Raw genomic sequence first — 23,517 nt, forward strand, 5'->3', positions numbered from 1 at the left:
CCCCATCATCGGCGCCTCGCGAGCAGGCCCGCGGGCCGGATGAACATCATGACGATGAAGAAGGCGAAGGCGAGCACATAGCCCCATTCCAGATCGGAGAACAGGCCGCCGAGCGAGATGATCTCGGCGAACACGAAGGCTGCGATGAAGCCGCCGATGAAATTGCCGAGTCCACCGAGCACGCAGATCAGAAAGGTGATCGGCCCGAAGGAGAGGCCGACGAAGGGATGCACGTCATATTGCAGCACCAGGAGGCAGGCGGCGAGCCCGGCCAACCCGCCGCCGATTGCAGAGGTGATGAGATAGATCCGCTTGGTGTCGACGCCCATCAGCGCCATGATCTGCCGGTCCTGGGAGATGGCGCGGATCGCGGTGCCGGTGAAGGTGCGGGTCATGAACAGATAGACCGCGACCATGCCGACCAGCGCCGCCAAAAATGACAGGAGTCGCGCGTAACTAAAGTTCATGTCGCCGAGGGCGAGCACCGGCAGGCGGATGCCGAGATTGCGGAAGTCGATGCCGAAGGCGACCGTGGCAAAGCTCTGCAGCACGAACAGCACGCCGCCGGTGGCAAGCAGCTGGTTGATCGGCGGCGCGGTCAGCAGCGGCGCGATCACGAGGTAATGCAGGGCCGCGCCGAGGATCGCGACCAGCAGGATGGTGAAGGGGGCGGCGACGAAATAGCTGACGCCGTAATACTGCACCATGAAATACATGGCGTACATGCCGATCATCACCAGCTCGGCATAGCAGATCCAGGTCACGTCGATGACGCCGAAGATCAGGTTCAGCCCGAGCGCGAGCAGCGCCAGCACGCCGCCGAGCAGGATGCCGTTGATCACGGCCTCCAGCAGGTAGATGTCGAAGATGTCCAAGAATGCCTGCATGCCCCCTCACACCCCGAGATACGCTTCCTTGACCGTGTCGCTCGCCAGCATCTCGGCGGACGTGCCGGATGCCCGGATGGTGCCCGCCTCGATCAGATAGGCGCGATCGACCACTTTCAGCACCTGCTGCACGTTCTGCTCCACGATCAGCACGGTCAGCCCGCTGGCGCGGATCCGCTTCACCAGCTCGAACACCTGCTGCACCACGACCGGCGCCAACCCCGCCGAGGGCTCGTCGAGCAGCAGCATCTTTGGATTGGACATCAGCGCGCGGCCGATCGCGCACATCTGCTGCTCGCCGCCGGACATGGTGCCCGCCATCTGGTGGCGCCGTTCCTTCAGGCGCGGAAACAGGCCGAACACCACTTCGAGCCGATCGGCATAGTGGCTGCGCGCCTCCTTCATGAAGGCCCCCATCTTGAGATTGTCGTCGACCGAGAGCTGCGGAAACAGTCGCCGGTTCTCCGGCACATGCGCAATGCCGAGGCTGACGATCTTGTGCGGCGGCGTTGCCACGACGTCGGTCCCCTCCATCCGGATCGACCCGCGCGAGGGCCGGATCAGGCCGGAGATGACACGCATCAGGGTGGTCTTGCCGGCGCCATTGGGGCCGATGACGCCGACGGCTTCGCCGGCCTTCACGTCGAGATTGACATCGAACAGCGCCTGGAACGTGCCATAGCCGGCATTGACGGCGCGGAGCTCCAGCATGCCTAGCCTCCCGCGCGGCGGCGCGCTTCGGCGGCCGCGGCCTGCGTGGTCTCGGCATCGGTGCCGAGATAGACCTCGATCACGCGCGGATCGCCCGCGACCGCGCTCGGCAAGCCTTCCGAGATCTTCTCGCCGTGATCGAGCACCATGACGCGATCGACGACGCGCATCAGCACGCCCATGATGTGCTCGACCCAGATGATGGTGATGCCGAGCTCGTCGCGGATGTTGCGCAACATGTCGGCGGCCTGATCCATCTCGGTTTCGTCGAGACCGCCGAGGCTCTCGTCGGCCAGCAGCAGCTTCGGCGCCGTGGCGAGCGCTTTCGCAAGCTCGAGCTTCTTCAACCCCGCTGCGCCGAGACCGTCGACGCTGGCATGGCGATCGGTCGGCAGGCCGACCATCGCGAGTGACCGTTCGGCCGCTTCCTCGGCCTTGACGCGGCTGTGGCGGCCCTGGCCGTAAAAGCCGGCGAGCGCGACGTTCTCGAAGATGGTCAGGCGGCGGAACGGCCGCGGAATCTGGAAGGTGCGGCCGACGCCGCTGTTGATGATCCGGTGCGGGGCGAGGCCCGCGATCTCGGAGCCGCCGAACACGATCGAGCCCGATGTCGGCGCCAGCGTGCCGGAGAGCATGTTGAAGATCGTGCTCTTGCCCGAACCGTTGGGGCCGATCAGGCCGAGGATCTCGCCCTGATCAACCCGAAACGACACGTTGTTGACGGCGGTGAAGCCGCCGAACCGCTTCACCAGCCCACTGACCTCCAGCACCAGAGCACTCCGCCGCTATTGGTTGCTGTAGGTGGTGCCTTTCGGCAGCGGCAGCACGGCTTCGCGCTGCGCCTGGCTCTTCGGCCACACCACGGAGGATTTGTCGTCGATGTACTGGATCACGACGGGGAACGAGCGCTCGTTCTGCCCGGCCATGGGGCTGCCCTCGCCGTAGAACTTCACGCCGAAGCCGAGCATGGTGCCGCCTTCGGGGATGTCGGTGTCGAGCGCCGCCTTGCGCAGCGCCTCGGGATCGACGCCGCCGTACCTCTTGATCGCGCGCGGCAGCACGTCGGCCATGAACACGTAAGTATTGGACGCGCCGATGCCGACATGGGCGGAGCGGATGGCAACCCCGGGCCTGATCTTGTCGAACTCCTCGCCGACCATCTTGATCACGGGCGGAAGCTTCGGATCCATGGTCTTCTGGTTGGCGAGCCAGATCGAGATCGGGTCGGTGTTGAAGATGTAGGTGGCATCCGCCCCCATGCCTTCCTTCAACTTCTCATAGACGCCGTAACCCGCGCCATGCCCCATCAGCGCGCCGAACTTCAGGCCCTGCTCGCGGGCCTGGCGGAGCAGCAGCGTGATGTCAGGGTTGTAGCCGGTGTGGAAGATCACGTCGGGCTTGGCGCGCTTCAGCTTGGTCACCAGCGCGGAGAGATCGGGCGCGGTCGCCGAATAGCCCTCCTTCATCACGACGTTGAAGCCGGCTTTCTTCGCGCCTGCTTCGTTGCCCTTCGAGACGTCGACGCCATAGGCGCCGTCCTCGTGGATGATGGCGACGCGCAGGTCCTTTGGCTCCTTGTCGAACTTCGCCTTGGCGTTCTGCGCGATGAAGTCCATCGTCATCATGCCGAACTGGTCGCCGCTGGCCTGTGGGCGGAAAACGTATTTGTAGCCCTTCTCGTTGAACACGGCGGACGAGATGCAGGTCGTCATCCACATGAACTTCTTGAGCTGCTCGACGCGAGCGGCCACCGGCACGCACTGCGCCGAGGAGAAGAAGCCGAGCACCATGTCGACCTTCTCCTGCTCGAGCAGGCGGACGGATTCGTTGATGGCGATGTCGGGCTTGCTCTGCGCATCGGCATAGACCGCCTCGATCTTGTAGCCTTCGACGCCCGTCCTGGCGAAATGGTCGAGGATGATCTTTGCGCCGATATAGCCGAGTTCGGAACCGCCGCCGGCCAGAGGTCCGGTCAAATCAAAAACGACGCCGATCTTGATCTTCTTGTCCTGAGCCTGGGCGGCCACCGCCAGGCTCGTCGCGGATATCGCGATCACCAGCCCACGTACCAATCGGGCAGCCATGCGCAGGCGCATCAAAACCTCCCTGGACGATTGTGCATTGCATTCGTCTTGCTTTTGGTTGCCCCCATCACATGGGCAGAGCGCAGGGATGTCAAGCCTCGCGCATCAGCGCGAGGCGAACTGCTGCTCGATAAAGGCCGTGACAAATCGCGGCATGGTCGGCGTGAGATCACCCATCCCGCGCACGAGATGAATGGCCGACAATTCAGGCTCGTCCTCGCGGGCGAGATTGGCTTCGATCCGGGCGCGAGCCTCGTCGCCGGGCATATCGAGGTTGAGCACCTGCATCATCGCAATCGCGGGGCCGCTGACGACGCAATACCAGTCCGGCTCGGCCTCATAGTCCGCCGCCGTCAAGCCGGTCTCTTCCTGAATTTCGCGCACGACGCTGCCGGGAATGTCCAGCGTCCCATCCCTGACATCGTCGAGATCGGGCGTCCCCGACGGGAAATAGATGCGCCCCGCGTTCGCGGTGTGCTGCGCCATCTCGCCCATCAGGAAGGCGCCGTCGGACGTGCGCAGCGCGCCCATGCCAAACCCGTTGAACACGGGCGCGCCGGGAAAGCCCCAGTCGCGCCAGGCAAGGAAGCTTGCGAAATCGGTCTCGAAATAGGTCGAGGCGAAATGGCCGTCCGTGAACACGGGATCGCACCCGAGCAGGACGCGGCCGTTCCAGATCTTCGGCCGTTCGCGCTGCTTCTCGGCGAAATGCGCTGCGATCTCGTCGCGACGCTCTTCGGCGAACGGCCAGACGATCGGCCGCACGGCAAGAGCAAGCGTCGTGACGCGATGAATGATCGGTGACGTCATGAGGGGGCGACTATCACGCCTTCGCGTCAGCTATTTGGCGTTCCCCGTGGTCTTCCTGGCCTGCTCGACGTACCTGTTGGTGAAGGTCTTGCTGACGTCGATCTTGGCGTTGGCCACCTCGGGCGAGCCGACGCTGAACACCGCGAGCACGGCGTCCGCGCCCTTCGGGTCCATCTTGCCGGTTTCAGAGAACATCGGGATCGTGTTCTTCAGTGCGGCGAGATAGAGATCCTTGTTCTTGCCGACCGTCTCCTCCGGCATCTTCGCCATGATCTCCTCAGGCGAATGCGAATGGATCCAGGCGAGCGTGGCGAGGATCGCGTTGGTGAGCGCCTGGGTCTCCTTCTCGTGCTTGGCAACCCAGGCCGCGGTCGAGTACAGCGCGCCGCCGGGATATTCGCCACCGAAGGTCTCGAGCGTGTCCTTCTGCGTGCGGGTGTCGGACAGGATGCGCAGATCCTTGTGGCTGCCCTGGAGCACGGTGACGGAGGGGTCGAGCATCACGGCCGCGTCGATCTGGCCCTGCTCCATCGCGGCGACCGCGGTGGCGCCGAGGCCGACGCCGATCACGGCGGCGCTGGTCGGATCGATGCCGTTCTTCTTGAGCATGTACTTCAGAAAGAAGTCGGTGGAGGAGCCGGGCGCGCTGACCCCGACCTTCTTGCCGGCGAGATCCTTGACCGACTTGATATCGTTGGTGCGCGAGGGCGCCACCACGAGCACGAGGCCGGGATAGCGGTCATAGACCACGAAAGCCTGGAGCTCCTGCTTCTTGGCAGCCAGATTGACGCAATGGTCGAAATAACCGGACACGACGTCGGCGCTGCCGCCGAGCACGGCCTTGAGCGCGTCCGAGCCGCCCTTGAGGTCGACCAGCTCGACATCGAGGCCGGCCTTGTCGTATTCGCCGAGCTGCTTGGCCAGCACCGTCGGCAAATAGCACAGGCAGGAGCCGCCGCCGACCGCGATGGTGACCTTGCTTTGCGCCGCGGCAAATCCGGTGGTGAGCGTCAGTGCGAGCAGTGCCGCGGCGAGCCTGGCAATCGTGTTCTTCATTGGTTTCCTCCGTTCGGCCGGCGGCACCATAGAGCAGCGCGACGGGCTTGAGAAGCGTGGCCTAAGGCACTGGCCATCGGCCTTTTGGCGCAATAGCATGCGGGTACAACAACAAACTCGTGATGGGGAGGATCATCCATGAATCGCCTTGCAATCGGGCTGTCGATCGCCGCCGCCTTTGCCGCCGGATGCGGCGCGAACCAGCTGCTCCGGCCGGCGCTCGCCGCCGAGAACATCACCGCGCAGATCATCCACACCGGAGAGATGGAAGGCGATGCGCTCGGGGCCGCCAACAATGTCGGCTACCGCTCAAAAATGTTCGCGAGTGCCGACGGCGCCACGATCTCGATCCAGGTCGGCAATGTGCCCAAGCACATGCATCCCAACACCAACGAGATCCAGTACATTCTCGATGGCACCGGCACGATCTGGCTCGGCGACAAGGAGGTCACGGTGAAGCCGGGCGACCTCGTCATCATTCCGAAGGGCACGCCGCATGGCGGCACCAAGCCGATCAGCGGACAGGTCAAGGCGATCGCAATCAAGACGCCGCCCCAGGCGCCCGACGACACCAAGCTGCTGGATTGAGGCTTCGCGACCGGGGGCCCGCGCCGATACGCGGGTCCCGCCTCGCGCCTAGCCTCGCCCATCCGATGCGGTCGGCCGCCACACCAACAGGCGCCGCTCCACCAGCGTGACCCCATAGTCGATCAGGATGACGAAGGCCGACAGCACGAACATGCCGGCGAATACGCCGGCGACGTCGAACACGCCCTCGGCCTGCTGAATGAGATAGCCAAGGCCCGCCGCCGAACCCAGATATTCGCCGACGACCGCGCCGACCACGGCAAAGCCGACCGAGGTGTGCAGCGAGGAGAACATCCAGGACAGCGCCGACGGCCAATAGACGTGCCGCATCAGCTGCCGCTCGCTCATGCCGAGCATGCGGCCATTGTCGAGCACGGTGCGGCTGACCTCCTTGACGCCCTGATAGACGTTGAAGAACACGATGAAGAACACCAGGGTCACGCCGAGCGCGACCTTGGACCAGATGCCGAGCCCCAGCCACAGCGCGAAGATCGGCGCCAGCACCACGCGGGGCAGCGCGTTGACCATCTTGACATAGGGGTCGAATACAGCTGCGACCAGCGGCTGGCGCGCGAACCAGAAGCCGACCAGCACACCACCGGCCGATCCGATCACGAAGGCCAGGATCGATTCCGCCAGCGTGATGCCGAGATGCTTCCAGATCACGCCGGAGGCGAACCATTTCACGATCTGGCTGAACACGTCGAGCGGGTTGGAGAAGAAGAACGGCGGCAGCAGGATCTTGCCGAACACGGGGACGGTCGACAGCACCTGCCACAGCACGATGCAGACGACCGCGACCAGGACTTGGAGCGCGAACAGCGTCGGACGCGACATCAGACCGCCTCCGCCGCTTGGGTGGATTGCGCGTAGCCCTTCATCACCTCGTCCTTGAGCACGCTCCAGATTTCGCGGTGGAGCGCGTGGAACTCCTTGTCCAGCCGCACCTCGAAGATGTCGCGCGGGCGCGGCAGGCTCACGCGCCAGTCGCCGATGATGCGCGAGGATGGCCCCGCCGACATGATCACGACGCGGTCGGCGAGCGCGATCGCCTCTTCGAGATCATGGGTGACGAACAGCACGGCCTTGCGGTCGGCATTCCAGAGATCGAGCAGCAGATTGCCCATCACCTGGCGGGTCTGTGCATCCAGCGGCCCGAACGGCTCGTCCATCAAGAGGATTTTTGGATCGCCGATCAGCACCTGCGCCAGCGCCACGCGCTTGCGCTGGCCGCCCGAGAGCATGTGCGGATAGCGACCCGCGAACGCGCCAAGGCCGACGGAGGTCAGCCATTTCTGCGCGCGCGGCAGTGCCTCGGCGCGCGGCGTGCCCTTGATCTCCAGCCCGATCGCGACATTGTCGAGCGCGGTCTTCCACGGGAACAGCGCGTCGGCCTGGAACAGGTAGCCGGCATCCCGGTTCAGCCCGGCGAGTGGCCGGTCGAATATCCTGACGCTGCCCGCGGCCGGCTTCAGCAGCCCGGCCGCGACGTTGAGCAGCGTGGACTTCCCACAGCCCGTGGGCCCGACAATGGCGACGAACTCGCCTTGCGCGACCGCAAGATGCGCCTTCTCCACCGCCGTATAGACCCGCCCGTCCCCGAGCCGGAACGCAACCTTGGCATCTTCCAGCGCCACTGCCGTTGGCGTTGACATATGTTCCCTCCGAACTTGGCCCGATGCCTTAGCCGCTCGCGCGGCCAAGTTCAATCAAGGCGCCAAGCGTGCTACGCATGGGTCTTCTCATTCCCTCCCTCCGTGGGCGGGTCAGCAAGGTGAGCCCCTGCCCGATGCTGTCCAGGCCGATGATTGGCTATGCCCACGTCACCAAGAGCTTCGGCTCGCTCAAGGCCGTGGACGATCTGTCGCTCGACATCGCCGAGGGCGAGTTTGTGGCGATCGTCGGCGGCTCGGGCTCCGGCAAGACCACGCTGCTGCGGCTCGCCAACCGGCTGATCGAGGCCGATGGCGGCACCATCACGATCGAAGGCGAGGACGCGCAAAGCGTCGATCCGGTCGCGCTGCGGCGGCGGATCGGCTACGTGTTCCAGAGCGGCGGGCTGTTTCCGCATTTGAGCGTCGCCGACAATATCGGGATCACGCCGAAACTGCTGGGCGAGCCGGCGGCCGATATCGCAGCACGTGTCGACGAGCTGCTGGGTCTCGTGCAGCTCGACCGCAACGCGCATCGCAGCCGTCTGCCGGAGGCGCTCTCCGGCGGCCAGCGCCAGCGCGTCGGCGTGGCGCGGGCACTGGCGGCGAGGCCCCGCATCGTGCTGATGGACGAGCCGTTTGGCGCGCTCGATCCCCTGACCCGCGATGCCCTCGGCGAGGATTATCGTTCGCTGCATCGCAAGCTCGGCCTGACCACCGTGATGATCACCCATGACATGACGGAGGCGATCCTGCTCGCCGACCGCATCGCGGTGATGCACAGCGGACAGCTGCTCGCGCAGGGCACCCCCGCCGCGCTCTCGAAGAGCAGCGACGCTTACGTGCTGGAGCTGCTGCGTACGCCGCGGCGCCAGGTCGAGCGGCTGAACGCGCTGCTGCCACAAAGCGGTGCGGCATGAGCTTCCTCGCCGATCCACGCTGGGGCGAGGCGCTGGCGCATCTGCCCGATTATCTCGGCAATCATGTGCGGGTGAGTCTTGCCGCGCTCGCGCTCGGCCTTGCCGTCAGCCTGCCGCTGGCGATGCTGACGCGCAACCGCCCGGCGCCGCGAGCCATCCTGCTCGCAATCGCCAGCATCGTGCAGACGGTGCCGGGCCTGGCGCTGCTCGCGCTGTTCTATCCGCTGCTGCTGCTGGCCGCCTCGGTGACGCTGGCCTGGTTCGGCGTGTCCTTCTCGGCGTTCGGCTTCCTGCCGGCGATGCTGGCGCTGGCGCTCTATTCGATGCTGCCGGTGTTGCGCAACGGCATCACCGGGCTCAATGGTATCGATCCCGCGCTGATCGAGGCCGCCAAGGGCGTCGGCATGACCGCGCGGCAGTCGCTGGTCATGGTCGAGCTGCCGCTGGCGCTGCCGGTGATGATGGCGGGCATCCGCACCGCCGCGGTGTGGGTGATCGGCACCGCGACGCTGTCGACGCCGATCGGCCAGACCAGCCTCGGCAATTACATCTTCGCCGGGCTTCAAACCCAGAACTGGGTGTTCGTGCTGTTCGGCTGCTTTGCCTCGGCCCTGCTGGCGCTCGCCGTCGACCAGCTGCTCGGCCTGATCGAGAGCGGCCTGCGCCGCCGCGGCCGCGCCCGAACCGCGCTCGGCGCGGCCGGAATGGCAGCGCTGGTCGCCGCAACGCTGGTGCCGACGATGGGGCGCTCGTCGCAGGGCTACGTCGTCGGCGCCAAGACCTTCGCCGAGCAATATGTGCTGTCGGCGTTGATGAGGGACCGCCTCCAGGCCGCCGGTCTGCCCGCGACGGCGCGCTCGGGCCTCGGCTCCAGCGTGATCTTCGGGGCGTTGAAGGCCGGCGACATCGATCTCTATGTCGATTATTCCGGCACGCTCTGGGCCAACCAGCTGCATCGCACCAACATCAAGCCGCGCGCAGAGCTGTTGACGGATTTGAAGACAAGCCTGGCAAAGGACAACATCACCCTGCTCGGCGAGCTCGGCTTCGAGAATGCCTATGCGCTGGTGCTTCCGAAGAAGCGCGCCGAAGCGCTTCATATCAGCACCATCGCCGATCTCGCCGCACACGCATCGACGCTGTCGATTGCCGGCGACTACGAGTTCTTTTCGCGGCCGGAATGGGCGGCGTTGCAAAAGGCCTATGGCCTTTCATTCCGCGCCCAGCGCCAAATGCAGCCCGACTTCATGTATGCAGCGGTTGCAAGCGGCGAGGTCGACGTGATCGCCGGCTACACCAGCGACGGGTTGATCGCGAAATACGATCTGGCCGCGCTAGACGATCCCAGGCACGCCATCCCGCCCTACGACGCCATCCTGCTGCTGGCCCCGAAACGTGCCGGCGACGAGCGGCTCAAGACAGCGCTGCAGCCAATGCTCGGCAAGATCGACATCGCCACCATGCGCGAGGCGAATCTACGCGCCAGCGGCAACGACGCGAATTCCTCGCCGGATGCGGTCGCGAAGTGGCTATGGGAGAAGGTAGGCGGGCGGTAGGCCCGGATTTCGTAGGGTGGGCAAAGGCGCGAAAGCGTCGTGCCCACCGTCTCTCAACACGCACGACGGGATGGTGGGCACGCTTCGCTTTGCCCACCCTACGATATGACGCCGCTTGGTGAGCACCTCAGGGTGGACGGTCAAAGAGTATCGCTTGCGGCCATAGCAAGCCGGCTACAGCCCCCTGATCATCCCCGCATTGATCAGCAGGCGGTTCAGCCGCCGCGCTTCAGCGCCGTCCTTGCAGCTGTAGAAAACGCCCTTGCAGCGGAGCATGATCTCCTTCTGCTCGGCGAAGGACGGATCGAGCGGGATGCCGGCGGCCTCCTGGATCACCAGCGGCAGATAAGGACCGTCGATCGTGTCCATCACGGCCTCGCTTCTGACCGGCTCGAAATTGACGGCATCGATCGCATAATAGGTCGCGTAGAGACGCGGATCGTAGGCGTCCAGCTTCTTGCCGAGAGCGCCCTCGTCGAGCCCGGGCTCGAGGATACCCGGTGCAAACTCAGGCTGATGATCGCCATAGCGCACGATCAGGAAGGGCTCGCCCGGGAACGTCTTCTTCAGGCCCGCGACGAACGCCTTGTATTGCTCGGCGCTGATCGCCTGCCGGCGCAGATATTCGTCGATGGAAGCCACATTGCCCGGCGCGCGCCAGTTCGGCAGCAGGTCGGGACGGAAGCGCGTCTCCCAGGGGAAATGATTGGCACCGAGATAGATGAAGGTGAACAGCGGCTTGTTGGGCGGCTGCTGGCCCATCAGCTGGAGCGCCTTGTCGTAGAAGAAGCCGTCGGGCTCGACGTCCTTGGCACCGAGGTCCTTGGCGTCGAGGAAGCGTTCGATGCCGGTCGTTATCTGGAAGCTGCGCGCGGCCATGAAGCCGCCATGGGCGGGATAGAGCGACATCGTGTCGTAGCCGCAACGGCGCAGCGCCAGCGGCAGGCCGCGCTCGACGCGGTTCGAGGCGATGCGCGTCACGAAATAGGCGAAGCGGCCGAACGAGCGCGAGGAGAGGCCTGCGAGCACGTTGTATTCGGTGAACCAGCTCGGCCCGCCATTGCTCTCGGCCAGGAACGTGCGCTGCCTGCCGTCCCAGGATTTGAAGTGGCTGCCATAGCCCTGCGGCACCTTGATGCCCTGGGCGGCGCGGATGTCGAAGCTCGATTCATCATGGATCATGATGATGTTCGGCCGGCGGCCGGCCGGATGGCAGGAATCGACCAGCGGCATGTTGAGCCGCTCGTTGGTCGCGGCGGCCGATTCCATGAAGCCGTATTGCACGAAATCGGAGACCGAGCTGACGCCGGAGCGGAAGAATTTCGACAGATAGCCGTCGTCGTAATAGCCGCGCCAGGCTTCGTCCGGATGATAGAGCGAATAGCCGACCAGCGCGGCAAGGCAGGCCAGCTTGCAGGCGAGCGCCGGCAGACGGCGGATACGGAACGGATCGAGCCACCACAGCGCATACATCAGCGGCAGCGTGACGAAGCCGGCCAGGATCACCGACCAGCGCAAATTCGGGAAGATCGTGAACAGGAACGCGACGGTGTCGCGGTCGATCATCATCAGGTCGATGAAGTTGACCGTCATCTGGACGACGTCGTGCTTGAGCCGCGACAGCAGCACCAGCACCACGACCATGGTCAGCGACAGCGCGCCGGAGAGCGCCGGCCGGCGCAGCAGCGTGATCCAGAAAAAATTGAGGATGCCCCAGGCCAGCGCGAAGGAGAGGCGCGAGCCGAAATCGGTCTCGGTCTGGTACATCAGCGCGAGCGCGGCCAGATGGGGCGCGGCAACCGCGAGCAGCCGCCAGATGCCGAGCGCGGCGACGCTGGCGAGGACGGCGGTGGCGGCAGAAGGACCTGGATTGGGCGCGGACGCCATCGACGACACGCAACAGCTGGTCCGGCGCAATGATACCTAGCCGTCTGGCCGGCCCAAGGCGGGAATAAGGGCGGCCAGGGCGTCCGGCGCAGCCGGAAAGCCTGCACCGTGTCATAAAACTGTAACTGAACGGTCAAGGACAGGCAACGCGCGCCGTGATCCGACCTTCGCTTAATGTTTCGCGGGCGGCGATGGGCCGCAGGCCGGACAGGCTGGACGGCTCGGGTCTTGGGCCGCCACCTGCTCTTCCGGTGCAAGCTGCAGCGCATCAGCACACGGCGGAGGTCGCCCGGGGCATGGTCAGGCTTCGACCGCGGGCCGGAGGCCGCGCGGCTTGCGGCCGGGGCGAACTGAGCGTCAGTCACCCCTGCGGCAGCAGCCCGAGCCGCTTGGCGATGATGCGATCGACCGTCCGTTTCGGCAGTACGGCGCCGATCAGATGGCGCAGCGGGTCGGGCGTGATCTGGTAGCGCACCTTGGGGCTTACCGCCGTCAGCGCCTCGAACACGATCTCGGCGATCCGCTCGGCCGGCAGGCCCTTCGCGCCGAGGTCCATCATGAAGGCCATGACCTTGTTCAACGCCGGCAGATAGGGCGAGTTCTGGTAAACGGACAGATCGGTCTGTTCGGCCTTGCTCCAGATCGGCGTCTTCACCGCGCCGGGGGCGACGATGATGACGTCGATGCCGAACAGCATCAATTCGCGGCGCAGGCTTTCCGAAAGTCCCTCGACGGCGTGCTTGGAGGTGCAGTAGGGCGCCGAGAGCGGATTGCCGTTCTTGCCCGCGACCGAGCTGATCATCACGATCCGCCCCTTCGGCCCCTTCAGCGACGGGTCCGCCCCGAGCAGCGGCCCGAACGCCTGCGTCGCGATCACGGGGCCGATGACGTTGATGTCCATCTGGCGGCGGAAATCATCGGCCGACAATTCGAGCACGGGGCCTGCGACCGCGATGCCGGCATTGTTGACGAGGCCGGCCAGCGTCTCGCCGCCCAGCGCCTCGCGGACTGTTCGCGCGGCAGCAAGGACCGCAGCCTCATCGGTGACGTCGAACAGCAGCGGCGCGAAATTGGCGCCGAGCTCGGCCTTGAGCCTGTCGGCATCGGCCTGCTTGCGGACGCTGCCGAACACGCGAAAGCCGCGCTCAATCAGGAATTTTGCTGTGGCCCAGCCGATGCCGGTGGACGCACCGGTGACGACGACAGATCGCATGATCTTCTCCCCTGAAGTTCACGCGATCATGCCTTGGATTCTTACCCATGTCCCGGACAAGCGCCGAGCCGGGACCCAGGAGCCGCATTGGGCCCCGGATCAGCAGCGCAACACCACAGTGCTGCGCTGCGTCCGGGGCACAACGGCTTAGTTCTTCGACTTGTCGACCAGCGCGCCCTTCTTGATCCAGGGCATCATGTCGCGCAGCTTGGCGCCGACCTCCTCGATCGGGTGCTGGGCGAGCTTGGCGCGGGTCGCCTTGAACGAGGTCTGGTTGACCTTGTTCTCGAGCATCCAGTCGCGGGCGAACTTGCCGCCCTGGATGTCGGCGAGAACGCGCTTCATCTCGGCCTTGGTCTCGGCGGTGACGATGCGCGGGCCGGTGACGTACTCGCCATACTCCGCAGTGTTGGAGATCGAGTAGTTCATGTTGGCGATGCCGCCTTCATAGATCAGGTCGACGATCAGCTTCACTTCGTGCAGACACTCGAAATAGGCCATCTCCGGCGCGTAGCCGGCTTCGACCAGGGTCTCGTAGCCGCCCTTGATCAGCTCGACCAGGCCGCCGCAGAGCACGACCTGCTCGCCGAAAAGATCGGTCTCGCACTCTTCCTTGAAGGTGGTCTCGATGATGCCGGCGCGGCCACCGCCGACAGCCGAAGCATAGGACAGGCCGAGGTCATGGGCGTTGCCCGAGACGTCCTTGGCGATCGCGATCAGGCAGGGCACGCCGCCGCCGCGCTGATACTCCGAGCGCACGGTGTGGCCGGGGCCCTTCGGCGCGATCATGAGCACGTCGAGATCGGCGCGCGGGTCGAGCAGGTTGAAGTGGACGTTGAGGCCGTGCGCGAACACCAGGGCGGCGCCCTTCTTCATGTTGTCGTGCAGGTGCTCGCGGTAGATGTCGCCCTGGAGCTCGTCCGGGGTCAGCATCATGACGAGGTCGGCCCATTTGGCGGCTTCGGCGACTTCCATCACCTTGAAGCCGGCGGCTTCCGCCTTCTTGACCGAGCCCGAGTCCTTGCGCAGCGCAATGGCGACGTCCTTGACGCCGGAATCCTTCAGGTTGAGCGCATGGGCGTGGCCCTGGCTGCCATAGCCGACGATGGCGACCTTCTTGCCCTTGATCAGGTTCAGGTCGGCGTCGCGATCGTAATAAACACGCATGGGTCGTTTCCTCGTTCAGGTGGCCAGAATCGGCCGTTGGTCAGGTCTTGGCAGTGAAATTTGCGGATTTCGGGGGCTGTCTAGAGCATTTTCAGCCCCCTGGGAAACCCGTTTCTGCATGGAAAACTGCGGCATCATGCATCCATGAAGACGGGGTAGAGGGAGACCAGCAGGAGGATCGCCATCAGGATATTGAAGGCGCGGACCAGCCGCTCGGAGGTCAGGACCGGCCGCAACGCGGTACCGAACAGCGCCCAGACCACGCACGACACTGACCCCACCAGCAGGCTGATCAGGGTCTGGATCGCGATGTTGAGCGGGAATTGGGCGATGGCCGCAAAGGCGGTCATGGTGCCGATCACGATCACCCAGCCCTTGGCATTGATCCACTGGAACATGGCTGCGCCCCAGAAGGTCATCGGACGGCGACCATCACCTTCACCCGGCTTGGTCGGGCCGGACATGGCAATCACGGCAGCAAGATAAACGAGATAGGCCGCGCCGGCATATTTCAGGAGAGTCTGGAGGATCGGGTAGGCCAGGAACACCGAGCCGAGCCCGAGGCCGACGGCGGCGATCATGAAGGCGAAGCCGATGACGACGCCGACAATGTGGGGGATGGTGCGGCGGAAGCCGTAGGTCAGGCCCGAGGACAGCAGCATGATGTTGTTCGGCCCGGGCGTGAAATACATCACGACCATGAAGATCAGGAAGGCGTAGAACAGCGACTGGGACATGCTCACCTCACGCCGTCTTCGGCAACGGTTCTTCGGGTAACGCCTTGGGCCGCTTCGCCAGCACCATCACCGCGATACCGCCGATCACGGTCAGCATGCCGGCAAGCCGCAAGGGTCCGAACCGCTCGCCGAACACGATGCTGGAGGCGGCCGAGCCGACGAACGGGACCAGCAGCGCGAACGGCACCACTTGCGCGGCGGGATAGTCGCGCAGCAGCCGGCCCCAGAGCCAATAGGCGATGCTGGTCGAGATGGCGCCGATCACCAGCAGGCAGATCAAGCCGGTCAGCGACATGTGGATCAGCGACTCGAAGGTCGGCATTGGCCCGTTGACGACCAGTGCAAGCGCGAACAGCGGCAACGCGGCGGTGAGGCAGAGCCAGGCAAACAAATCGAACATCGGCGCGCCGCGGGCGCCGCGCAGCAGGAGATTGCCGACGGCAAAGCAGATCGGAGCGATCATCAGCACCGCAAATGCAGCGACACTGAAATCATAACCGACCGTGCCGCAGATCATGAGCAGGCCGATCGCCGCGATGACGATGCCGAGCGTCTGGACCGGCGTCGGCCGTTCGCCGAAGGCGATCGCGGCAAATCCGATGGTGAACAGGGCCTGGCTCTGCACCACGACGCTGGTCAGTCCCACGGGCACGCCATGGGCGATACCATAGGCCTGGCTCAGGAATTGACCGAGGAACAACGTGAAGCTGATCGCGATCAAAAGCGACCATGCGACTTTCGGCTTGGGGATGAACAGGCACGGCAGCGCGGCGATGGAAAAGCGCATCGCGGTCATCAGTTCCGGCGAAAACTCGTCGAGCGCGATCCGGCTTGCCACGAAGGCAAGCCCCCAGATGATCGCCACCAGGATGGCGATGAGGATATCGGCCGGCTTCATTGTTGTTCTCGGTTCTGCCCTGTCGTGCAGCCCTGTTGTTGTCGTCTAGCCTTGCTCGCCGGCTCTTGGTTTGCGCAGCAGATACGTGCCGTGCATCGGTGCGTGGTAATCGGCCGAGACCAGCGTGAAACCGACATCGGTCAGCATCCGCTCCATCACCCAGCCGAAGGTGGAATATTCGTCGCGCATATGCATCACCACGCCCTCGCGCGAAAAATCGTGGTTCTTGATGTGGTAGTCGGCCCATTGCTCCACGTCGCGCTCGATCGCGTCGGGCATGGAGGCATAGACGATATCGCGCAAATAAAAGCTCGCGCCCGGCTTGAGCGCGCGAAAAATTCGCGACATCGCGACCGCCTTCCAGAAATCCGGCAAATGGTGCAGCGTGAATTCGCTGACGATCAGATCGTAGGATTCCGGCCGATAGGCGAAGCTGAGCAGGCCGGCGGACTGGGTGCGCACGGGCGCCTTGCGATCACGCGCGTAGATCTCGGCAAGCGCCAGCATCGCCGGCGAGATGTCGATGGCGTCGACCTCGGCACCCAGCAGCGCGGCTTCGGTCGCCAGCACGCCGTTGCCGCAGCCGATGTCGGCGATGCGCCAGCCGCGCTGGACTCCCAGCATTTTCAGCGCGGCGCGCGCCCGCAGATCGGCATCGTCGTGGGCGTCGTAGATCGAGGCCACCGCGGGCTCGATCCCCATCCGGTTCCGCTCGTTATAGTACCAGTCGCGCGCCAGCATGGTTCACATCCCTTCAGGCCCGCGGCCGATCGCGGCAACACCGGTGCGCGACACCTCGACGAGGCCGAGCGGGCGCATCAGGTCGATATATTGATTGATCTTGTCCGTATTGCCTGTGATCTCGAACACAAAGCTCTCGGTCGTTGCGTCGATCACCCGGGCGCGGAACGCATCCGCGAGCCTGAGCGCCTCGACCCGGTGCTCGCCCTGCCCGCGCACCTTCACCATCGCCAGCTCCCGCTCGATCGAGCGCCGGGTCTGGGTCATGTCGACGACCTGGTAGACCGGAATCATGCGGTCGAGCTGGTTCTTGATCTGCGCGATCACCATCGGCGTGCCCGTGGTGACGATGGTGATGCGCGACAGGTGCTTCTGGGCCTCGGTCTCCGAGACCGTAAGGCTTTCGATGTTGTAGCCGCGGCCCGAAAACAGGCCGATGACACGCGCGAGCACGCCCGGCTCGTTCTGCACGAGCACGGCAAGCGTGTGCGTCTCGTTCGGATCGTGACGCTCTTCGATGAAGTAGGCGGATGCGGGCTGGTTCATTGTCGTCCCCTCAAATGTCTCGCGTCACACCAGCGCCTTGCCGCCGGCGAAAGCCTTGGCGGTGGCCTCGTCGTTGGCTTGTTCCGGCAACAGCATCTCGTTGTGCGCCTTGCCGGACGGAATCATCGGGAAGCAGTTTTCCAGCGACGCGACGCGGCAGTCGAACAGCACCGGGCGCTTGACCGAGATCATCTCCTGGATGGCACCGTCGAGATCGCCGGGCTTGTGCACCTGGAAGCCGACGCCGCCATAGGCTTCCGCGAGCTTGACGAAGTCCGGCATCGCCTCCGAGTAGGAATGCGACAGCCGGTTGCCATGGAGCAGCTGCTGCCACTGCCGCACCATGCCCATGTACTGGTTGTTCAGGATGAAGATCTTGATCGGCAGCTCGTACTGAACCGCCGTCGACATCTCCTGCATCGTCATCTGCACCGACGCATCGCCCGCGATGTCGATGACCAGGCTGTCGGGATGGGCGACCTGCACGCCGACCGCGGCCGGCAGGCCGTAGCCCATGGTGCCGAGACCGCCCGACGTCATCCAGCGATGCGGCTCCTCGAAGCCGAAGAACTGCGCCGCCCACATCTGGTGCTGGCCCACTTCCGTCGTGATGTAGGTATCCTTGCCGCGCGTCGCCTCGAACAGGCTCTGGATCGCGTGCTGCGGCAGGATGATGTCGTTGCTCTTCTTGTAATAGAGCGAGTTGCGGGCGCGCCACTGCGCGATCTGCTGCCACCACGCCTTGATGTCGGGCTTCTTCGCCTCCGCCTTGAACACCTGGAGGATGTCGCCGAGGATGTTGCCGCAATCGCCGATGATCGGCACGTCGACGCGGATGTTCTTGTTGATCGAGGACGGGTCGATGTCGATGTGGATCTTCTTCGAGCCCGGCGAGAACGCGTCGACGCGGCCGGTGATGCGGTCGTCGAAACGCGCGCCGACGCACAGCATGACGTCGCAATCATGCATCGTCATGTTGGCTTCGTAGGTGCCGTGCATGCCGAGCATGCCGAGCCAGTTCTTGCCCGACGCAGGGTATGCGCCGAGACCCATCAGCGTCGAGGTGATCGGAAAGCCGGTGACCTCGACCAGCTCGCGCAGCAGCCTGGTCGCCTCGGGGCCGGAATTGATGACGCCGCCGCCGCTGTAGATCACGGGGCGCTTGGCATGGGCGAGCAGCGCCACGGCCTTGCGGATCTGGGTCGCATCGCCCTTGACGCGCGGCGCGTAGGAGCGGTGCACGTCGGACTTGCGCGGCGGATGATAGGTGCCAATCGCGAACTGCACGTCCTTGGGAACGTCGACCAAGACGGGGCCGGGACGGCCCGTGGTCGCAACGTAGAACGCCTCGTGCAGCACCTTGGCGAGATCGTTGACGTCGCGCACCAGCCAATTGTGCTTGGTGCAGGGACGCGTGATGCCGACGGTGTCGCATTCCTGGAACGCGTCGTTGCCGATCAGATGGGTCGGCACCTGGCCGGAGATGCAGACCAGCGGGATCGAGTCCATCAGCGCGTCGGTGAGCGGCGTCACCATGTTGGTGGCGCCGGGGCCGGAGGTCACCAGCGCAACGCCCGGCTTGCCGGTCGAGCGCGCATAACCTTCGGCGGCATGGCCCGCGCCCTGCTCGTGACGGACCAGGATGTGCTGGACCTCGCTCTGCTGGAAGATCTCGTCGTAGATCGGAAGCACCGCGCCGCCGGGATAGCCGAAAATGTCGGTCACGCCGTGATCGATGAGCGCGCGGACGATCATCGCGGCGCCGGTCATCTGGTTCGGATCGTGGCTCTTGTCGCTCATTGGCTTGCTCCGGATGCGCTGTTGTCAGCGGCTTCGTTCGTGTCGGGTTCGGGAAATAAAAAAGGCCCCGAAGAGGGCCCATGCACACCGCCTGTCATGTGGATGGCAGCTAGCCACCCCCGGCGGTGTGCCTGGGTACGACGGCGATAAGGAGTTTGGTAATAATGTTACGCATGGCAGGTGCCCGGCTTCCCAAAGGTTGCGCGAAACATAGCGGCCAAAGCCTGGATGTCAAGGCGATGCGGCCGTTCCCGCGCGATTTTGCAAGTGTAGCGGTGTTCCCCGGGTTCGGCGAGAGGTAAATTCGGGAACCCGGACAGAAAAGCGCCTCAGGCGGGGTCGCGGGCCGCGTTCACGATAGCGACGAGCCATCCCCTCGCCTCCCCGGGCTTCACCCATTCGAACTCAGGCAATTGGTGCCGGAACCAGGTGAATTGCCGCTTGGCATAGTGGCGGGTGTCGGCGCGGCCGATTCCTGCGGCGTCCTCCAGGCTGAGCTCGCCGCGCAGATGCCGCATCAGGGCCGGCACGCCATGAGCCTTCATCGCCGGCAGCAGCGGATCGAGATGCCTGGCGGCGAGCCGCTCGACCTCCCTCAGCGCGCCGGCGCCCAGCATGGCGTCGAAGCGGGCATCGATGCGGGCATAAAGCTCGTCCCGTTCGGGCGCGAGAAACACCGCGCGAAAACTGTCCTTCGCCAGCAGCGGAGGCTGGCCCTCCCGGTGCCAGTCGAGCAGCGAACGGCCGGTCGCCTCGACCACCTCGAGCGCACGCGCGATCCGGGTGCGGTCACGCAGGTTCAATCGCCCGGCCGCGCTGGGATCACGACGCGCCAGTTCCGCATGCAGCGCCTCCGCACCGTTGCGTTCCAGCCGCGCGCGCACGTCCTCGCGTATCTCGGCAGGAATTGGCGGCACCACGGAGAGCCCCGCCGTCAGGGCCTTGAAATAAAGCCCGGTGCCGCCGATGAAGATCGGCAGACGGCCTTCCGCTTTCGCCTCGTCGAGCGCCTTGGCGGCATCACTCACCCAGGCGCCGGCCGAAAAATTCACGGCTGCATCGATGTGACCGTACAGGCGATGCGGCGCGCGCGCTTCCTCGAATTGTGTGGGACGCGCCGTGATGATGCGGAGGTCGCGATAGACCTGCATGGAATCGGCATTGATGACGACCCCGCCCGTGCTGAGGGCAAGCTCCAGCGCCAGCGCCGACTTGCCGCTGGCGGTCGGGCCTGCGATAAGCACGGCCTTGCCAACATGGCTTCTGCTGACTTGCCCCTCGCTCACGAAAACCTCAAATGTCCCTCGTCGCCACGCTGATCTGCAATCCCGACAATCCCGCGCTCGACTCGACCATCGTCGATGGCGCCCGCGCCGTGCTGCCCCAGGCGGCGCCCGCGCACTGGCTGTTCGACGGGGTCGCGGTCGACATTCCCTTCGGCGCCGACAGTAACCTCGAAGGCGACCGTCACGCCATCGAGGAGCGGCTCCGAGAGCTTCGCGGCGACCTGCCCGTCGACATCGTCGTGCAGCCAGTCGGCGCCCGGCGCAAGAAGCTTTTTCTCGCCGACATGGATTCCACCATGATCGGCCAGGAATGCATCGACGAGCTCGCCGATCTCGTCGGGATGAAGGCCCACGTCGCCGCCATCACCGAACGCGCCATGCGCGGCGAGATCGAGTTCGAGCCGGCGCTGCGCGAGCGCGTGGCGCTGCTGAAGGACCTGCCCGCCGGCGTGGTCGACGAGGTGCTGGCCAAGCGCATCACGCTGACCTCGGGCGGCCGTGAGCTGGTCGCGACCATGCGCGCCCACGGCGCCTATACCTGCCTCGTCTCCGGCGGCTTCACGCTGTTCACGACCGCAGTCGCCGCCAAGATCGGCTTCCAGGAGAACCGCGCCAACGAGCTCGTCGTGCGCGATGGCAAGTTCACCGGCGAGGTGAAGGAGCCGATTCTGGGCCGCGCGGCAAAGCTCGCGACGCTGGTGGATCTGATGGAGTCGTTCGATCTCGACGACATCGACTCGGTCGTGGTCGGCGACGGCGCCAATGATCTCGCCATGATCCAGGCCGCGGGGCTCGGCGTCGCCTATCACGCCAAGCCGGCCGTGGCGGCTGCGGCTGCGGCCCGGATCGACCACGGCGATCTCACCGCGCTGCTGTATGCGCAGGGGTATCGGCGGGACGAGTTCGTGGAGGGGTAGCCTTTCTCGCGGCGCACTCCGCACCCGTAGGGTGGGCAAAGGCGCGCTGGCGCCGTGCCCACCATTCTTGCTGCGGCGGTGGAAAGACGGTGGGCACGCTTTCGCTTTGCCCACCCTACGAGACCGCGCCCGAAACTACTGCACGCTCAGCGCCACGAACCGCAGCTCGCCGTCGGCGTTCGACACCAGCAGCAGCACCGACTTCTTGCCGTCCTTCTTGAGCTGGTCGACCCGCTTCTGGATGTCCGCGCCACTGGAGACGGCCTCCTGCGCCACCTCGACGATGACGTCGCCGGCGGAGAGGCGCTTCTCGGCGGCGTCGGAATTGGCGTCGACATTGGTGACGACCACGCCCTTGACGCTCTCCTTGATCTTGTAGCGAGTGCGCAGATCCTTGTTCAGCGCCGCAAGATCAAGGCCGAGCGCCTTCTGCGTCACCAGCTTCTCGGGCGCGGGCTCGTCGGTCTTCACCGCGGCCTGCACCTTCTCGGGATCCTGGAGACGGCCGAGCGTGACCTTCTTGGTTTCTTCCTTGCCCTTGCGGATGATGATGACGTCGACTTCCTTGCCGACCGCTGTGTCGGCGACGACGCGGGACAGGTCCTTCGGATCCTTGACGTCCTTGCCGTCGAACTTGACGACGACGTCGCCCGGCTCGATGCCGGCCGGCTTGGCCGGGCCCTTGTCGTCGACGCCCGCAACCAGCGCGCCGCGCGCCGGCTTGATGTTGAGGCTTTCGGCGATCTCGTCGGTAACACTCTGGATCCGCACCCCTAACCAGCCGCGGCGCAGCTCGCCGAACTGACGGAGCTGGTCGACGACGCCCGCGACCGTCTTCGAGGGCACGGCGAAGCCGATGCCGATCGAGCCGCCGGAGGGCGAGATGATCAGCGTGTTGACGCCGATGACGTCGCCATCGAGGTTGAACAGCGGACCGCCGGAATTGCCCCGGTTGATGGATGCGTCGGTCTGGATGTAGCTGTCATAGGGACCCGAGGAGATGTCGCGGTTCTTGGCCGAGACGATGCCGGCCGTCACCGTGCCGCCCAGGCTGAACGGGTTGCCGATCGCGACCACCCAGTCGCCGAGACGCAGCTTGTCGCTGTCGCCGAACTTCACCGCGACCAGCGGCTTGGTCGGCTTGAACTTCAGCACCGCAAGGTCGGTCTTCTTGTCGACACCGACCAGCTCGGCCTTGATCTTGGTACCGTCGTTGAGGATGACGTTGATCTCGTCGGCATCCGCGATGACGTGGTTGTTGGTGACGACGACGCCTGATGTGTCGATGATGAAGCCGCTTCCGAGCGAGTTGGTCTTGCGCGGCGGCGGGCCGCCGTCTCCGCGCTCGCCACCCTTGCTGCTGCCGCCCGGACCTTTGCGGTTCTTGAAGAAGTCGTCGAAGAACTCCTCGAAGGGCGAGCCGGGCGGCAATTGCGGCATGGCGTTGCTGCCGCCGCCCTTGGCTTCGACGGTCTGCGAGGTCGAGATGTTGACGACCGCGTCGATCACCTTCTCGGCGACGTCGGCGATGCCCTCCGGTCCGCGCGCATAGACCGGCGTGCCGAACGCGCTGAAAGCAGCGACGGCGAGCGCGGCCAGCCCAATTCGCACACCAAGTCGCGAGCGGGACGGGGCAATGGTGGCAGCGGTCATTGTGATCTCCAGAGAGAGGGATTCGGCGCCAGACTGCGCTTGACGGGAGGACGGCGCAAGCGCGGAGCTTAACGGGCCTCAGAACCCCGATAATACGGCGAAAACCGGTCTGTCGCCTTCACTTTGGCGTTGGCGCGACGCCTAAATGGGGCGCCGCATAACCCAGATCAGGACCAGGCCGACGACGGCCGAACCGATCCCGACCGCCCGCAGGATGTTGTCCGGCGTGGCGATGGCGCTCTTCATGGCCTTGCGCATCCAGTTAGGACTTGCCGCGAACATCAAGCCTTCCAGCACGAACAGGATGCCCAAGCCGATGAGGAAGTCGGCGAACGCAATGGACCTCATCGGATTGGAACCTCCCGTTATGCTATTCTTGTCTGGACGAAGGGCGGCGAGATCCGCCGC

General features: G+C 65.1%; 23 protein-coding genes. 4 read left to right on the forward strand and 19 right to left on the reverse strand.

Features of this window, described 5'->3' with window-relative positions; translation table 11 throughout:
* Positions 1 to 5 precede the first annotated feature (5 nt).
* The 6 genes from XH81_RS32240 to XH81_RS32265 all read right to left on the reverse strand — a co-directional run bounded on the left by XH81_RS32240 (position 6) and on the right by XH81_RS32265 (position 5,548).
* On the reverse strand, positions 6 to 887 hold the full coding sequence (locus XH81_RS32240) for a branched-chain amino acid ABC transporter permease (protein WP_028145430.1): 882 nt from the start codon (positions 885 to 887) through the stop codon (positions 6 to 8).
* Between the two features lie 6 nt (positions 888 to 893).
* Positions 894 to 1,598, reverse strand: a complete 705-nt coding sequence (locus tag XH81_RS32245; RefSeq protein WP_028145431.1) for an ABC transporter ATP-binding protein — start codon at positions 1,596 to 1,598, stop codon at positions 894 to 896.
* A gap of 2 nt (positions 1,599 to 1,600) precedes the next feature.
* The gene (locus XH81_RS32250) at positions 1,601 to 2,368 is read right to left on the reverse strand and encodes an ABC transporter ATP-binding protein (protein ID WP_028145432.1); all 768 of its coding nucleotides are present in this window, start codon (positions 2,366 to 2,368) and stop codon (positions 1,601 to 1,603) included.
* Positions 2,369 to 2,383: 15 nt separating this feature from the next.
* The gene (locus XH81_RS32255) at positions 2,384 to 3,694 is read right to left on the reverse strand and encodes an ABC transporter substrate-binding protein (RefSeq protein WP_028145433.1); all 1,311 of its coding nucleotides are present in this window, start codon (positions 3,692 to 3,694) and stop codon (positions 2,384 to 2,386) included.
* A gap of 93 nt (positions 3,695 to 3,787) precedes the next feature.
* The gene (locus tag XH81_RS32260; RefSeq protein ID WP_028145434.1) at positions 3,788 to 4,492 is read right to left on the reverse strand and encodes an NUDIX hydrolase; all 705 of its coding nucleotides are present in this window, start codon (positions 4,490 to 4,492) and stop codon (positions 3,788 to 3,790) included.
* A gap of 30 nt (positions 4,493 to 4,522) precedes the next feature.
* Positions 4,523 to 5,548 carry an ABC transporter substrate-binding protein gene (locus XH81_RS32265; RefSeq protein ID WP_028145435.1) on the reverse strand — a complete coding sequence of 342 codons (1,026 nt, stop codon included), beginning with the start codon at positions 5,546 to 5,548 and terminating at the stop codon, positions 4,523 to 4,525.
* Positions 5,549 to 5,686: 138 nt separating this feature from the next.
* Between XH81_RS32265 and XH81_RS32270 the strand changes: the two genes are divergently transcribed.
* Entirely contained in the window at positions 5,687 to 6,136 is a 450-nt protein-coding gene (locus XH81_RS32270) for a cupin domain-containing protein (protein ID WP_028145436.1), read from the forward strand.
* Between the two features lie 48 nt (positions 6,137 to 6,184).
* On the opposite strand, the gene XH81_RS32275 is transcribed toward XH81_RS32270, so the two are convergent.
* Together XH81_RS32275 and XH81_RS32280 are read right to left on the reverse strand one after the other, a co-directional pair.
* On the reverse strand, positions 6,185 to 6,973 hold the full coding sequence (locus XH81_RS32275; protein ID WP_038947610.1) for an ABC transporter permease: 789 nt from the start codon (positions 6,971 to 6,973) through the stop codon (positions 6,185 to 6,187).
* Entirely contained in the window at positions 6,973 to 7,791 is an 819-nt protein-coding gene (locus XH81_RS32280; RefSeq protein WP_028145438.1) for an ABC transporter ATP-binding protein, read from the reverse strand. The genes XH81_RS32275 and XH81_RS32280 overlap by 1 nt, the downstream gene beginning before the upstream one ends.
* Positions 7,792 to 7,925: 134 nt before the next feature.
* On the opposite strand from XH81_RS32280, the gene XH81_RS32285 reads away from it, so the two are divergent.
* On the forward strand, positions 7,926 to 8,708 hold the full coding sequence (locus tag XH81_RS32285; protein ID WP_028145439.1) for an ATP-binding cassette domain-containing protein: 783 nt from the start codon (positions 7,926 to 7,928) through the stop codon (positions 8,706 to 8,708).
* On the forward strand, positions 8,705 to 10,264 hold the full coding sequence (locus XH81_RS32290; RefSeq protein WP_028145440.1) for an ABC transporter permease/substrate-binding protein: 1,560 nt from the start codon (positions 8,705 to 8,707) through the stop codon (positions 10,262 to 10,264). The genes XH81_RS32285 and XH81_RS32290 overlap by 4 nt, the downstream gene beginning before the upstream one ends.
* A gap of 174 nt (positions 10,265 to 10,438) precedes the next feature.
* Here XH81_RS32290 and XH81_RS32295 read toward each other — a convergent pair whose 3' ends face one another.
* The 9 genes from XH81_RS32295 to miaA all read right to left on the reverse strand — a co-directional run bounded on the left by XH81_RS32295 (position 10,439) and on the right by miaA (position 20,539).
* Positions 10,439 to 12,151: a sulfatase-like hydrolase/transferase gene (locus XH81_RS32295; protein WP_028145441.1), complete on the reverse strand. Its 1,713-nt coding sequence runs from the start codon at positions 12,149 to 12,151 to the stop codon at positions 10,439 to 10,441.
* A gap of 361 nt (positions 12,152 to 12,512) precedes the next feature.
* Complete coding sequence (locus XH81_RS32300; RefSeq protein ID WP_028145442.1) at positions 12,513 to 13,364, reverse strand: SDR family oxidoreductase; 852 nt, start codon at positions 13,362 to 13,364, stop codon at positions 12,513 to 12,515.
* A gap of 147 nt (positions 13,365 to 13,511) precedes the next feature.
* A complete protein-coding gene (gene ilvC / locus XH81_RS32305; protein ID WP_028145443.1) occupies positions 13,512 to 14,531 on the reverse strand; it encodes a ketol-acid reductoisomerase in 1,020 nt (339 codons plus the stop codon).
* Positions 14,532 to 14,665: 134 nt separating this feature from the next.
* Positions 14,666 to 15,268 (reverse strand): LysE family translocator, encoded by a 603-nt coding sequence (locus tag XH81_RS32310; protein ID WP_028145444.1) that lies wholly within the window; start codon positions 15,266 to 15,268, stop codon positions 14,666 to 14,668.
* A gap of 7 nt (positions 15,269 to 15,275) precedes the next feature.
* A complete protein-coding gene (locus XH81_RS32315) occupies positions 15,276 to 16,166 on the reverse strand; it encodes an EamA family transporter (protein ID WP_028145445.1) in 891 nt (296 codons plus the stop codon).
* 45 nt (positions 16,167 to 16,211) lie between these two features.
* Entirely contained in the window at positions 16,212 to 16,907 is a 696-nt protein-coding gene (locus XH81_RS32320; protein ID WP_028145446.1) for a class I SAM-dependent methyltransferase, read from the reverse strand.
* 3 nt (positions 16,908 to 16,910) lie between these two features.
* Positions 16,911 to 17,453 (reverse strand): acetolactate synthase small subunit, encoded by a 543-nt coding sequence (gene ilvN, locus XH81_RS32325; RefSeq protein WP_028145447.1) that lies wholly within the window; start codon positions 17,451 to 17,453, stop codon positions 16,911 to 16,913.
* Between the two features lie 24 nt (positions 17,454 to 17,477).
* Positions 17,478 to 19,253, reverse strand: a complete 1,776-nt coding sequence (locus XH81_RS32330; RefSeq protein ID WP_028145448.1) for an acetolactate synthase 3 large subunit — start codon at positions 19,251 to 19,253, stop codon at positions 17,478 to 17,480.
* 329 nt (positions 19,254 to 19,582) lie between these two features.
* On the reverse strand, positions 19,583 to 20,539 hold the full coding sequence (gene miaA / locus XH81_RS32335; RefSeq protein WP_028145449.1) for a tRNA (adenosine(37)-N6)-dimethylallyltransferase MiaA: 957 nt from the start codon (positions 20,537 to 20,539) through the stop codon (positions 19,583 to 19,585).
* Positions 20,540 to 20,550: 11 nt separating this feature from the next.
* On the opposite strand from miaA, the gene serB reads away from it, so the two are divergent.
* Entirely contained in the window at positions 20,551 to 21,456 is a 906-nt protein-coding gene (serB, locus tag XH81_RS32340; protein WP_271596751.1) for a phosphoserine phosphatase SerB, read from the forward strand.
* A 135-nt stretch (positions 21,457 to 21,591) separates the two neighbouring features.
* Here serB and XH81_RS32345 read toward each other — a convergent pair whose 3' ends face one another.
* The gene (locus XH81_RS32345; protein WP_028145451.1) at positions 21,592 to 23,109 is read right to left on the reverse strand and encodes a Do family serine endopeptidase; all 1,518 of its coding nucleotides are present in this window, start codon (positions 23,107 to 23,109) and stop codon (positions 21,592 to 21,594) included.
* 141 nt (positions 23,110 to 23,250) lie between these two features.
* Positions 23,251 to 23,457, reverse strand: coding sequence for a DUF2065 domain-containing protein (locus XH81_RS32350; protein ID WP_028145452.1), 207 nt, complete (start codon positions 23,455 to 23,457; stop codon positions 23,251 to 23,253).
* Positions 23,458 to 23,517 lie beyond the last annotated feature (60 nt).

Source organism: Bradyrhizobium sp. CCBAU 25360, assembly GCF_028128695.1.
Taxonomy (GTDB): domain Bacteria; phylum Pseudomonadota; class Alphaproteobacteria; order Rhizobiales; family Xanthobacteraceae; genus Bradyrhizobium; species Bradyrhizobium ottawaense.